At 63.0% G+C, this 12,987-nt stretch carries 13 protein-coding genes; 1 reads left to right on the forward strand and 12 read right to left on the reverse strand.

Annotation, left to right across the window (positions count from 1 at the left end; genetic code table 11):
* The 11 genes from IPQ13_00340 to IPQ13_00390 are packed head-to-tail and all read right to left on the reverse strand — an operon-like array spanning window position 1 to window position 10,086.
* Window positions 1–1,344, reverse strand: coding sequence for a 4Fe-4S binding protein (locus IPQ13_00340; protein ID MBL0209356.1), 1,344 nt, complete (start codon window positions 1,342–1,344; stop codon window positions 1–3).
* Window positions 1,341–3,281 carry an FAD-dependent oxidoreductase gene (locus IPQ13_00345; protein ID MBL0209357.1) on the reverse strand — a complete coding sequence of 647 codons (1,941 nt, stop codon included), beginning with the start codon at window positions 3,279–3,281 and terminating at the stop codon, window positions 1,341–1,343. Before IPQ13_00345 ends, IPQ13_00340 begins: the two co-directional genes overlap by 4 nt.
* A 4-nt stretch (window positions 3,282–3,285) precedes the next feature.
* The gene (locus IPQ13_00350) at window positions 3,286–3,609 is read right to left on the reverse strand and encodes a hypothetical protein (protein MBL0209358.1); all 324 of its coding nucleotides are present in this window, start codon (window positions 3,607–3,609) and stop codon (window positions 3,286–3,288) included.
* Window positions 3,606–3,782 (reverse strand): hypothetical protein, encoded by a 177-nt coding sequence (locus tag IPQ13_00355; GenBank protein ID MBL0209359.1) that lies wholly within the window; start codon window positions 3,780–3,782, stop codon window positions 3,606–3,608. Before IPQ13_00355 ends, IPQ13_00350 begins: the two co-directional genes overlap by 4 nt.
* A gap of 7 nt (window positions 3,783–3,789) precedes the next feature.
* A complete protein-coding gene (locus tag IPQ13_00360) occupies window positions 3,790–4,359 on the reverse strand; it encodes a cbb3-type cytochrome c oxidase subunit II (protein MBL0209360.1) in 570 nt (189 codons plus the stop codon).
* 22 nt (window positions 4,360–4,381) lie between these two features.
* On the reverse strand, window positions 4,382–5,782 hold the full coding sequence (locus IPQ13_00365) for a cbb3-type cytochrome c oxidase subunit I (protein MBL0209361.1): 1,401 nt from the start codon (window positions 5,780–5,782) through the stop codon (window positions 4,382–4,384).
* Complete coding sequence (locus IPQ13_00370; GenBank protein ID MBL0209362.1) at window positions 5,763–7,577, reverse strand: c-type cytochrome; 1,815 nt, start codon at window positions 7,575–7,577, stop codon at window positions 5,763–5,765. Before IPQ13_00370 ends, IPQ13_00365 begins: the two co-directional genes overlap by 20 nt.
* A gap of 10 nt (window positions 7,578–7,587) precedes the next feature.
* A complete protein-coding gene (locus IPQ13_00375) occupies window positions 7,588–8,889 on the reverse strand; it encodes a cytochrome b N-terminal domain-containing protein (GenBank protein ID MBL0209363.1) in 1,302 nt (433 codons plus the stop codon).
* The gene (locus tag IPQ13_00380; protein MBL0209364.1) at window positions 8,886–9,311 is read right to left on the reverse strand and encodes a Rieske (2Fe-2S) protein; all 426 of its coding nucleotides are present in this window, start codon (window positions 9,309–9,311) and stop codon (window positions 8,886–8,888) included. Before IPQ13_00380 ends, IPQ13_00375 begins: the two co-directional genes overlap by 4 nt.
* A gap of 40 nt (window positions 9,312–9,351) precedes the next feature.
* Complete coding sequence (locus tag IPQ13_00385; protein ID MBL0209365.1) at window positions 9,352–9,555, reverse strand: cbb3-type cytochrome oxidase assembly protein; 204 nt, start codon at window positions 9,553–9,555, stop codon at window positions 9,352–9,354.
* 39 nt (window positions 9,556–9,594) lie between these two features.
* Complete coding sequence (locus tag IPQ13_00390; protein ID MBL0209366.1) at window positions 9,595–10,086, reverse strand: Rrf2 family transcriptional regulator; 492 nt, start codon at window positions 10,084–10,086, stop codon at window positions 9,595–9,597.
* Between the two features lie 231 nt (window positions 10,087–10,317).
* Here IPQ13_00390 and IPQ13_00395 point away from each other — a divergent pair, with 231 nt between their 5' ends.
* Window positions 10,318–11,091, forward strand: coding sequence for a DnaJ domain-containing protein (locus IPQ13_00395; protein ID MBL0209367.1), 774 nt, complete (start codon window positions 10,318–10,320; stop codon window positions 11,089–11,091).
* 29 nt (window positions 11,092–11,120) lie between these two features.
* Here the strand turns inward: IPQ13_00395 and IPQ13_00400 are convergent, their stop codons facing one another.
* A complete protein-coding gene (locus IPQ13_00400; GenBank protein ID MBL0209368.1) occupies window positions 11,121–12,959 on the reverse strand; it encodes a long-chain fatty acid--CoA ligase in 1,839 nt (612 codons plus the stop codon).
* Between the last annotated feature and the right edge of the window lie 28 nt (window positions 12,960–12,987).

Consider the following 12,987-nt stretch of genomic DNA (forward strand, 5'->3'; position numbering starts at 1 on the left):
TCAATTCCCCTTGGATGGCATGATGAAGGTCAGTTCGGAGATGTCAGGCGTTTTCGCGTTCGAAGGCTGGGCCAGGATGCGGATCTGGTTCACGCTCTGGGCCCCCGCCCACGGTGGAACCCTCAGGTCCACAGTGTTCTCGAGGAGCTGCCCCGGCGCCAGCGGAACCGGGTTGGGAGCGATGGCCAGCTCCGCGTCCGGAATTCCCTCGACCCAGAGCCTGACCTCCACGGGTTGGCTGGACCGGTTCGCCAGCTTCATCCGGATCCGGTTGGCCACCCGGCCATCGGGCTGGATCTGGTACATGGTCGAACGGTCCGCCGCGATATAGACCAGGACCGGCCGCCGCATGGAAAGCGCCACCCCCAGCCCGGACAAGTAGAAGAGCAACACGAGCAGGATCACGACCCGCTTGGCGTCCCGGAAGCCCCAGCGGTGGTGCCACGGCTCCTTTTGCGTGGAGGCGGCGGTGTTTTTCTCGCCCCAGGAATAATGGATCAACCCCGGATGGCCGACCCTGCGCAGGACATCCTCGCAGGCATCCACGCAATCGCCGCAGTGGACGCACTCGATCTGGTAAGGCGAATCGCGGATGTCGATGCCCATTTCGCAGACGTTCACGCATTTCTTGCATTCGATGCAGGCGTTGGTTTCGTCGCGGTACAGGACCAGGAGCGTGTGCTGGTCCTGGAGCATGCCCTGGAGGTAGCCGTAGGGGCAGACGGTCTTGCAGAAGCCCTGGCGGACCAGGGTGAAATCCAGGAAGGTGATCAGCGTGACCGAAGCGCCGGTGATGCCCCCGGTGGTGACCAGGTCGAAATGGGCCAACCGGGCCATCAGATCCCGCGGCTCCACGAAGTAGGAGGTGAACACGAAGGCCAGGAACACCGATGCGACCGCGAGGATGGCGTAGAAGATGGCGCCCGCCGCGGCCTTCCGCCGGGCGGCCGGCCACCTTGGAACTGATTTCCGGACGAGGCCGGCGGCCCATTTCTCGACCGAGACGCTCCACTCGCTGAAGATCATCTGGGGGCAGGCGTAGCCGCAGTAGATGCGCCCATAGACGATGGCCGAAGCCGCGACCACGAACATCAGGAACATCAATGCGAAAAAGATGATGCTGAATTCGCTGACCCAGAGCTCGATGCCGGCGAAGTAGAAGCGCTGCCGGGGGATGTCGAAGCGCATCAGGTTGGAGAAGGGCAGGGCGACGAAGGCCAGGAAGAAGGCCAGGTGGAACCGTTTCCGGACGCGGTGGTAGTGCGTGTCCGCCGGCGGCAGGGGTGGGAGGCGCTCCACCTTGGGCTTCCGCGCGGGCACCGTTCCGGCGGCGGCCTCCATCACGTTCCGATCGGATACAGGAGCTTGGGATTCTGGGAGGGCACCGACACGCATTCCGTGAAGTGTTCGAAGCGCTTCATCAGGATGGCGTGGGTGGGGCACCTTGAGGCGCACATGGCGCAGCGGATGCAGGTGCTTTCATCCTTCAGCATGACGCCGCCCATCTCGTCTTTCTCCGCTGCGCCGAGGGCTGCGTATTCCGCTTTCGAAATTTCAGCGCCCGCCTGGGAGACCCGCTGCCAGGCGTCATCGTCAGGCAATTTGCTGAGGCCCACCAGCTTGATGAGGTCCTCCGGGCAGACATCCACGCAGCCGTTGCAGGCGATGCAGATGCTGGTGTCGAACACCGTGTTGATGTTGCAGCGCAGGCACCGCGAGCCCTGGCGGCGGGCTTCTGCCTCAGGGAAGCTCAGTTCCACGATGTCCAGAGAGGCGGCGCGGTGTTCGCCTTCCAGCACCGGCGGATTGCAGCGTTCCTGGCGGTGCCAGCCTTCGGCCATGGTGTAGGCCGCCGGGAGCCAGCGCTTGCGCAGCACGATGTCGGTGCGGGTGCCCCGCAGGAAATCGTGCATCGAGCGGGCCGCGGTGTGGGCCGATGCGATGGCGTCGATGAACAGCCTTGGTCCATGGGCGATGTCGCCGCAGGCGAAGATGTCAGGGGCCGTGGTCTGGTAGGTCTCGCGGTTGACCTTGATGAGGCCGCGGTCCGATTCCACGCCATCCTCGGGCTTGAGAAAGGAGAGATCCGAAGTCTGGCCGATGGCGAAGATCACTGAATCCGCGTGGATGTCCTCGATGGAATCCTCGTCGAACTTGGGCTCGAAGCGGCCCTCGGCGTTGAATACCGAGAGGCACTTGACCGTGCGCAGGCCGCCCACTTTGCCGTTGGAGACGATGATCTCCTTCGGACCGCAGCGGTTGTGGAGACGGAGCCCTTCTTCTTCGCCCTCGACCACTTCCACGTCGTCGGCGGGCATCTCCTCCCTGGATTCCAGGCAGACCACATGGACTTCCTTGTCGCCGCTCATGCGCAGGGCCGAGCGCGCCACATCGTAGGCCACCTTCTCGCCGTGGCCCATCTCCTCCAGGGCCTCCGACTTGCTGATGTTCTCCACGGGCCGCACTGCCGACCGCGCCACGTCGTAGGCGACATTGCCGCCGCCGATGACGACGACCCGGCGGCCCAGGGGCATGGGCTTGCCCTCGTTGAAGGCCCGGAGGAATTCCATGCCGTCATAGACGCCTTCGGTCTCGCCGCCAGGCAAGGCGAGCTTGCGCCCGTTGGGCAGACCCACGCCCAGGAAGATGGCCTTGAAGCCCTGGGCCCTCAGATCGGCGATGGTGAAATCGCGGCCGAGCTTCATGTTGCACTTCAGCTCGACCCCCATGGAAAGGATCGCCTCCATCTCATGGCGCACCAGTTCCCGCGGCAGCCGGAACACGGGCACCCCCACCATCAGCATCCCGCCGGGCTCCGAGTTGGCCTCGAAGACCGTGACTTTGTATCCGAGCTGGATCAGGTCGTGCGCCACCGTGAGGCCGCTGACGCCGGCGCCGATGATGGCGATGCGCTCGAAATCGCCCCGGTTGGCGGGCAGCATCCGCTGGTCGCAGCCGGAGCGGTACCGCTCGTAGTCCCCGGTTTCGGGCCCGAACTTATCCGTGACGAAACGCTTGAGTGCGCGGATCGCCACGGGTTCGTCCAGTTCGCCCCGTCGGCAGTTGGCCTCGCAGGGCGCGCCGCAGACCCGCCCGCAGATGGAGGCGAAGGGGTTCGTGGCCCGGGCGATGCGGTAGGCGTCGTCGTAGCGGCCTTCGGCGATGGCCGTCACGTAGCCGCAGGCGTCGGTGTGCACCGGGCAGGCGTCCTGGCACTTGACCATTTCGACCCAGTACTGCGAGTCGTCCGGAACTCTGAGCTGCCAACTTCCTTCGTTCACTGGGTCAATCCTCGTGGAAGGCGCGGATGGTGAAGAGGACCACGATGGCAACGTAGGCCAGGGCCAGCAGGGCCACGATGTACATCAGGGCCGGGCTGGTCTTGGTGGCGGCGTTGAACTGCTGCACCAAAGGGCCGCGGGTGGCGTGGCCGATGTCCCCGTACATCTGGACCACCAGGTAGGCCACGCAGCCAAGGCCGATGACCGGGAAGGCCAGCTTGAGGAAACCCGGCGCATCCGTGCCTTTGCGTTCGGTCATCCAGCCATCAGCGTACTCTTTCAGCTCCTGCTCTCCCTTTTCCGGGGAAACGCCGGTTTTTTCACTCATGGTTTTCTCCTTTCGGGATCATCGGAATCGAACATCGTGTACTTGGCGTCCTCGCTGTGCTCGCCCCAGTACCCGTCCCGCAGGGTCTTGATGAAGAAATGGACCGCGAGGAAGAACATGAGGGCGAAGAACAGGTAGGCGAAGAACACGCTTGGATAGGTGTAATCGTTCATCGCGCCCTCACTTTTCGTAGTCGTTGGCGGGGCGCCAGTCCTTAGCGCGGCCGAGGCTCTGCAGGTAGGCCACCAGCGCCTGGAATTCCGCCGGATTGTTCACGATCCAGGGGTAGGGCGGCATGACGGAGCCCTTGACCAGATCCCGGGGGTTGCGGAAGTGGGTCCGGTGCCACTGCTCGTCGTACTTGCCTCCGACCCTTGCGAGGTCCGGGCCCGTCCGCTTGGTGCCGAACATGTGGGGCGAGTCGTTCACGAATTCATCGGGTGTGGAGATGGGGGCGTCCACGCCCCGCCATCCGTAGCGCTTCGTGTCCGCGAGCAGGGTGCGCACCTGCTGGGTATGGCAGTACCAGCAACCCTCCCGGATGTAGATCTCCCGGCCTTTCAGTTGCTGGGCGTCGAGCTTTACCAGCTTGCCCGTGGGGCCCTTGGCGGGGTCGGTGTTTTCGAAGGGTTTGGACCAGGTCGTGTCCACTAATGGGGGCACCACCGTCGTGAGAAGGCCTCCGATCAGGAAGAGCACAAGGGATGCGATGACGGCCCATAGAGCGTTGTTGTCTGCTTTTTTCAACATGGTTGTTCTCCTCTCGCGCGGCCTAGACAGCCGGCTCCTCTTTGGCGCCCAGAGCGGTCGCAAGTACGTTGTAGGCGAACATCACGATGCCGACGAAAATCAGGACTCCCGAGAAGAAGCGCACGGCCCACACGGGTTTCAGCGCGACGACGGTGTCAATGAAAGGGATGGACCAGTTGTTCCACTGCCAGCCCTGCCAGAAGCCGCCGAGCCATAGGGTCACGAAGAACCCGAGGCCGCCGATCATCATCATCCAGTAGCTCCAGTTGGCCAGGGCTTCGGAGTGTAGCGCCTTGCCCCATAACCGGGGCACGGCGAAGTAGATTCCGGCGATGGCGAAGAAGCTGAAGGTCCCCAGCACGGCCATGTGGGCGTGGCCGGGAATCCAGTCGGTCTTGGAGACGATGGCGTTGACGGTGCGCAGGCTGTGCATGGGGCCCTGGAAGCAGGTCAGCAGGTAGAACACGACGCCGGACATGAGGAACTTCAGGGGCACGCTCTCGCGGAGCTGGTGCCATTGGCCCTTCATGGTGGCGAAGAAGTTGTACACCGCGGCCCACACCGGGATCAGCAGCATCACGGAGAAGGCGATGGCGATGGTCTGCAGCCACTGGGAAATGGGTCCGTGGATCATGTGGTGGGCGCCGGTCCAGACGTAGACGAAGGCCAGGGACCAGAAGCCGACCATGGACAGCTTGTGGCTGTAGAGCGGCGTGTTCGATGAGCGGGGGATCATGTAGTACGCGATGGCCAGCCCCACTGGAGTGAAGATGAGGCCCACGGCGTTGTGCACGTACATCCAATTCAGGTTCGCCTGGTTGGTTCCGGTGGCGAACAGGGTCGCGAAATTGCCGGTGAGGTACACGAAGGCCGTCCACACGATGGTGCCCATGATGTACCAGATGGAGACGTACATGGCCTCGTACTTGCGCTGCGCGATGGTCATGAAGATGTTCGCCCCGAACATGATCCAGGCCACGACCACCAGCACATCCAGGAACATGGGCAGTTCCGCGTATTCCCAGCCCTGGTTCCAGCCGGCCAGCAGGCAGACGACGGCGCCCAGGATGATGAAATTCCAGAGGGCCGCCGTGGCCAAGCCGAGCTTCTCGCTCCAGAGCTTCACGCCGCAGAGGCGGGGGATGATGTAGTAGGTCAGGCCCATGTCCGCGGCCAGCAGCCAGCCGAACAGCATGCCGTTGACGTGCAGAGGCCGGAGCCGCCCGTAGGTAAGCCAGGGGATCGTCCCCATCAGGTCGGGCCACACGAACTTCGCCGCGATGAGCACCGCGATGATGCCCACGATGAAGAAATAGGCGACGGCGCTCACGATGAACCACCTCGCGGTGGCGTCATCATGGACAAGGGCCCCCGAGGGTGCCGAAGCGCCCGCCCCTTCGGCCTTACTTAGTTGCAACTGCATTCTGGCCTCCTTTCGGCTTCTGATTGATGGAACGGATGAAATTGACTAGATCGCCGACATCGTTGTTGTTCAGGCCGTAGTCGATCCAGGGCGGCATGGCGGTGCCCTGCACGCCGTAGAGGATGGATTCGAAGAGCCGCCGGTCGTCCACGCTTCCGACGAACCTGGCGTTCCGCAGGTTGCGGGGCTTGGGCTGGATGTCCAGGGAGTTGGGCCCTTTGCCGTCGGCCTTCTTCCCATGGCAGCCCGCGCAGCGGTTGACGAATTGCGCCTCGCCGCGGGCCACGGATTCCGCGCTCATGGCGATGGGGTTCTTCTCCGGAAGCTGCCGCGCTTTCAGCTCGCGGCGCGGCTCCTTGGTGTAGGCGGTCTGGATGTAGGCGAGCACGCCTTTCGCCTGTTCATCGGTAAGCAACTTCCCCCAGGCGGGCATGGAAGTCCCCGCGACGCCGTTGCGGATGGAATCCACCAGCCGCTGGTCGGATTTGGAATTCATGAAGCCCGCTTTCGTCAGATCCCGCGGGAAGGGATCCAGGTGGATGGCGATGGGTCCGTTCCCGTCCCCCTTTTCGCCATGGCAGCGCAGGCACAAGGCCTTGTAGGTCGCCTCGCCGTTGGCCAGGGCCGGAGCGGCCTTGAGGCTGACGAGGTAGGCCGTCATGGCCTTGAATTCGTCGTCGGTGAACCGGAAGGTCGGCATGATGGAATCCGGCATGGTGGATTTCGGATTCCTGAAATGGTCCGAGATCCACTGCTCGTCCTTGATCGCGCCCTCGAAACTGAGATCCGGGGCGATGCCGCCGTCCCGCGCGCCGAGCTTATGGCAGGCGGTGCAGGCGCGGTCCAGGATGAGCTTCTCGCCCTGCTTGAGCATCTCCGCGGGCTTGATCTCCACCGGCTTGATGGTGGCCTGGACCAGCTCGGCCCCGCCCGTGAGCTTCACCTTGTAGCGCTGGATTTCCGTTTCGGCGAAATTGCGGCCCTTCCGGCTTTTCAGGAAGACCACGAGGGCTTTGATCTCGTCATCCTTCAAATTGAATTTGGGCATGATGGACGTGGCCAGGATCGCGCGCGGATCGGCGATGCGGCCCCACAGGTAATCGAGCTTCCATTTCTTGCCCACCTCCGTGAGGTCGGGTCCGATGGTGCCGTCCGACAGCCCCTCGATGCGGTGGCAGCCATAGCAGTTGGTGGCGAAGAAGAGCTTGCGTCCTTTCTCCACCGTGGCCGTGCCCGCGAACCCTGGGTCCGTGTGGCACTGCGCGCAGTTCGCTTCGAGGTATTCGCCGCCCTTGAGCTTGGGGGCGTAGTCCTTGCGCCAGCTCTCCTGGGTCGTGTGGCCCAGCAGGGGATCCGGCCAGTATTCGTCCTCGCCGTGGCTGTATTTCGGCTCCAGGCCGCGCCCCTGGCCGTCATGGCAGACGGTGCAGCCGAATTCCGAAAACTTGTGGCGCCGCTCCCACTTGCCGTCCTTCTGCGCATCGCCCATGGCGATCGAATAGGGATGGGTCCTGAGCGGCTGGGCATAGGTCGCGAAGCGGGGGTCATCCGAGGCGATGTGGCAAGTGGTGCAGCGGTCCACGCGGGTTTCGCCGAAATTGCTGACCACGATCTGTTCGATGCGGGGAGAACGGTCCGACAGGGCGGCGCGCTCGGCGTCGGTTTTGGCCATGGCGCGGGCCTGGTCGAAGTACGCGATCTGGTTCCGCTCCCAGCGGTGGAAGAACTGGTCGTAGAACACGATCCCGTGGATCAGCAGGATGAAGAAGGTTCCGATGGCAAGTGCGATTCTCATGCGCATCTCCTCACCAGGGCATCACGAAGGCCCAGTTGGGCCCGCGGAAGAAGGTGCCGATGACCACGAACACGAGGTTCGCCAGCACGAAGGTGAGGAAGATGGTGTTGGCCAGCAGCCGTTCCTTCGCGAACCACTTGCCGACGCCCGCCGGCGTCCGGTCGATGTAGGGGGTGATGAACAGCAGCACGACGAAGATGGTCGGGATGCCGATGCCGCCCCAGAAGGCCGAATAGCTGACCATCTCCTGCAGCCCGAGGAAGTACCAGGGCGCCTTGGCGGGGTTGGGGGGGTGCAGGATGTTCACCGGCTCCTCAAGCGGGGCGTTGAACAGCAGCGACAGGATGAGGATCGCCGAGAGGGTGATGACGAAGGTGAACAGCTCCGCCCGGAACAGGTCGGGCCAGGAGAAAACGGTATTGTCCGGCACCTGCCCGGCTTTGGTAATCGGTCCCCGCACCAGCCCCTGCAGGCCGTAGGTCTTGCGGGGTTCGGGCCCGGCGCTCTTCGTGGCGGCGGCCGGAGTGGTGAACTCCAACGTCGGCGTGGCGTCCGCCTCCGGTGGCCGGGATAGCCCGCCATCTTTGCGGATGCGCCAGAAATGGATGGCGATGCCAAGGGTCAGGATGGCGGGAAGCACCGCCACGTGCAGTACGTAGAAGCGCAGCAGGGCCTCCTGTCCGACGCTGGTGCCGCCCATGAGCAGGAACTGGATGTCCTTGCCCACCACAGGCGCGTAGCCGGCGATGGCGGTGCCCACGGTGATCGCCCAGAAAGCCAGCTGGTCCCAGGGCAGCAAGTAGCCGGTGAAGCTCATGAAGAGCGTGAGCAGGAAGAGGACCACGCCCACCACCCAGTTGAATTCGCGGGGCTTCTTGTAGGCGCCGGTGAAAAAGACTCTTGCCATGTGCAGGAAGACCACCGCCACCATGCCGTGGGCGGACCACCGGTGCATGTTCCGCAGGATCATTCCGAAAGCCACCGTTCCCCGCAGGTCCAGCATCCGGTCGTAGGCCTGGGTGGTGGAGGGCACGTAGTAGAACATCAGCAGGATGCCGGTGAGGATCAGGATCACGAACAGGAAGAAGGAGACCAGCCCGAGCCCGAAGGTATAGGTGGCCTTCAGGGAGTGCCGATGCACCTTCACGGGATGGATGTGCAGGAAGAAGTTCGTGAAGCTGGTCGCCGACCTTTCCAGATCATTCGAAGGCAGCGGATTGCGGAAGATGGAATTCCAGACGTTCTTCGGGAATTCCTTCGCCGCGGTCAGGAGATTGGCTTTGGGCGGGGCGGGTTCGGTGGAGGGACTCATAGGCTCAAGTAGCTCCCAGGCGTGATTTCGATGTCTTTGTCCACTTCAAGCTCGCCGTTCGGCGCGAGCGTGACCTTGTACCAGGGCAGGGGCCGTGGCGCGGGGCCACCGGTGACGGTCCCGTCCTGGTCGAAGCGCGATCCATGGCAGGGGCAGGCGAAGCCCGAGTCGCTCACACCCACGATGCAGCCCAGGTGCGTGCAGGTGGTCGAAAGGGCGGCGATCTTGTTGCCTTCCCGGACGACGCAGAGGCCCCGGGCCCCCAGCGTGGCCCGGACTCCGGGCGGAAAATCATCGGGCTTGCCGATGCTGAAGCGCTGGGGCTGGCCATAGGTGGCGCGCGGTTTGATAAAGACGAAATTCGAAATCGCGCTGAGGATGCCCGAGCCGAACAGGCCCAGGCCCGTCAGCCAGCCGAGCATCCGCCGACGCTGCATGGATTCCGGCGACGCCCCGGCGCCGCTACTTCTTTTCAGATTGACTGCCATTCACGCCCTCCTGCGAAGCATCCTTCTTTTTGGGGTCGTCGAGCTCCGACCAGAAAACCTGGTACTTGGTGTCCTCGATGTTCCTGAACCACCCTTTCTTCACCGCGAACACGAAGACGAACAGCGCCCCCAGCCCCATCAAGAGGCTCGCCGCGATGGAGATCCAGGTCAGTTCCATGGCCAGGCAGCCTGCAAAACCATTCCATCCGGGTTTCCCTCACACGCCCACATGGCGGCCGCCTTTCAGGGTCGAACTCTTGGAGTGGGAACTGTGCCGTTCCCGATGGGCCTGAACATGGCCTTCGGCTCCGTGGGCGAGGGCCTCGAACGTCACCGAGGCCAGATTGTCTTCCAGCGACCGGGTGGCTCCCGCCCAGGCGGATTGGACCGGACAGTGGCTGGACAAGGGACAGGTGTGCTCATTGCCGACGCAGTGGTTCAGGGTGATGCCGCCCTCCATGGCATTCACCAGGTCCAGAAGGGTGATCTCCGAAGCGGGGCGCCCCAAGCGGACTCCACCCTTCGCCCCCACCACCGTGGCCAGGATGCCTGCGCTGGACAGGGGCCCGATCAGCCTGCGGACGAATGCCACCGGGAGCATGCGCTCTTCGGCGATTTCGGCGATGGTGACCTGGGTGTTCTCGGCCAGGCTGGCCAAGTGCAGAACCAGGCGGGCTGCGTAGTCTGTGTGTCGTCCGATGCCGAGCATTTTTCTCCAATAAGGTTACGACATTAGTAATAATATAGATTCGATCACAAAATTCAAGCGTCGCCTTTTTCATTTTTTTTCCAAGGAATTGTCTCTCCATCGAGCGATCGAAAGGGGCGCCGCCCACCTTCGGTTTTAAAGGTGTCTTTCAGCGACACGAGCCTAAAATGATGTGAAGAAGCCCTCCGTGTTCCCGAAAAATCCCTATAGACTCTGTTCATCGGCGGCCGCATGAATCCTCACGAGGTACTCCAGATCAAGCCCGATGCTTCCGCCGAGGAAATCATGGCTGCGTACCTGCGGCTGGCCCAGCAATGGCATCCCGACCGCTACACCGGAGCCGAGAAGCTGGAAGCCGCCATGCGCTACCGGGAACTGGCCGAGGCCTTCACCCGGCTCAAGGGCCTCGGGCGCCCCCAGGCCCCGATCGCCTTGCAAAACCCGGCGCCGAACGTGGAACCCGCTCCCTCGGCTGCTTCGGCCGCGCCGATGCCGACCCCTTTTGAGTCCCAAAAGATCCGGATCCAGACCGAGGCGGAGATTGCGGATTCCGCCCCGCGCACGGAACGGACCCTTTACGTGAAGGCGAAAACAGAATTCGAGAACGGCCAATTCCCGTCGGCCCTTGAAAATGTCGCGGAGGCCATCAAACAGGATCCGGAGCAGTATGAAAACTATGCGCTCCAGGTGAAGATCCTGGACGCCATGGATGGAGACAAGCGTTCGCTGGTCCAGGCGCTGGAGCATTGCCTGCGCCTCGATAAAAAAGACGCCGACTCCGCCATCCACATCGCCCAGATCTACCAGTCCATGGGCATGCAGACTCGGGCCACCCGCTATTGGGAATGGGCCTTCAACCTCGCGCCGAAGCATCCCTTCTTCGAGCAGCAGGAGGTGGGCGCGAAGGGCAAGCTCCTGGAGAAGGCCGACGACATCAAGGGATCCATCACGGGCCTGATGGAGGAAGCCAAGGGCATCTTCGGACGCTTCGGGAAGAAGGGCTGAAGCTCAGCTGCCACCGCCTGGCCTTGTGGTCAATGCGCCTCGGACTCGCCTTTGTGGACCTCGTACAGGCCTTCGATCAGGCCGCCGTACATCTGGTTCACCACCCGCCGCTTGATCTTCAGGCTGGGGGTCAGGGCACCGTTCTCGACGGTCAGCTCGTCCGGGATGATGACGATCTTCTTGATCCGCTCGTAGTTCGACAGGGTCGCGTTCACCTTCTCGACGCGGCTCATGAGCTTGGCCATCACGATGGGCTGCTCCACCAGCTCCCTGCGGTTGGCGAAGTGCAGATGCTTGTACCCCGCCCAGCGCTCCAGGGAATCGAAGTTGGGCACGATCAGGGCGCTGATGAAATTGCGCTTGTCCCCGGCAAGCACCGCCTGGGACACGTACTTGTCGGTCTTCAATTCATTCTCGATGGGCTGGGGCGCGATTTTCTTGCCTCCGCTGGTGATGATGAGCTCCTTCTTGCGGTCCGTGATTTTCAACCGGCCCAGGGCATCGAATTCGCCGATGTCCCCGGTGTGGAAATAGCCATCCGTGTCGATGGCCTCCTTGGTGGCGGCCTCGTTGTCCCAGTACCCGAGCATCACGTTGGGCCCGTGGCAAAGGATTTCTCCGTCGTCCGCGATCTTCACGAAGGGCTTGCCGTCCCAGGTGTCGTAGAGGGGATTGCCTACAGTCCCCGGCCCGACCTTGCCCAGGCGGTTGGCGGTGATCACAGGGCTGGTCTCCGTGAGCCCGTAGCCTTCCAGGATCGGCAGGCCGATGGCCCAGAAAAACTCCATTACCTTGGGCATCAGCGGCGCGCCGCCTGAAACGGCGAACCGGATCTGGCCGCCCGTATGCGCCTTGATTTTGGAGAAGACCAGCGCTTTGGCCACGGCGAACCGGAGCGCCAGCCAGCCTGTGGGTTTTTTCCCTTGGTAGAGCAGGGGCACCACCTGCTGCCCGACGAGGTAGGCCCAGTGGAAGAGCTGATGTTTAGGCCATCCGGAGCCGGCGACGCCGTTCATGACCTTCGCGAAGATCTTCTCGTAGATGCGGGGGACGCTGCACAGCACCGTCGGCTTCACCTCCAGGAGGTTTTCAGGCACCGAGTTCACGCTTTCCGCGTAGTAGATGCTCGCGCCCATGTGCAGCATCACGTAGTGGCCGGCCATGCGCTCGAAGATGTGGGTCAGGGGCAGGAAGGAAAGGCAACGGTCCCTGGCCTGCACGGGAAGGGCCTTCAAGGAAGCGTGGACGTTTGAAACGATGTTGCCATGGCTCAACATGGCGCCCTTCGGATCGGCCGTCGTCCCCGAGGTGTAGATCAACGTCAGCAGATCTTCGGGCTTCCGCTCCAAGCCCCATTGCCTCACGAGCAGCCGCCGGCCATCCTGGGCCTTGCCCTCTTCCATGAGCTGAGACCAGGAGAGGACTGTGTGGCCGTGCGCTTCCGGCACAGGCCCTTGGATGAGCACGGCCAGTTCAAGGTCGGGCAGGGTGGGCCAGAGCTCAAGCACTTTGGCCAGCTGGGCCTGGTCGGAACAGAACACCCATCTGGATTTCGAATTGTTCAGGATGAAGGCGGCCTGGGAAGCGATCAGGGTCGCGTAGATCGTGGCGGTGGGAAGCCCTGAGATCGCGCACGCATAGTCGGTCATGGCCCACTCGGGGCTGTTTTCCGCCAGGATGGCCACATGGTTTCCCGGCCTCAGGCCGCGGTCGTACATGGCCAGGGCCAGGCGTTCCACGCTGATTTTCAGTTCCAAGCTCGAGATGGGGACGTAGCGGCCTTCCTTTTTCACCGCCAAGGCATCTGGCAGGTCGAGCTCGACCGCCGCATAAAATAATTCCGCGATGGTCGTGGCAGATTCGTTCACCGTTGTGACTCCGAGATGGAAGGGCTGA

Source organism: Holophagaceae bacterium (genome assembly GCA_016720465.1).
Taxonomy (GTDB): Bacteria; Acidobacteriota; Holophagae; order Holophagales; family Holophagaceae; genus JANXPB01.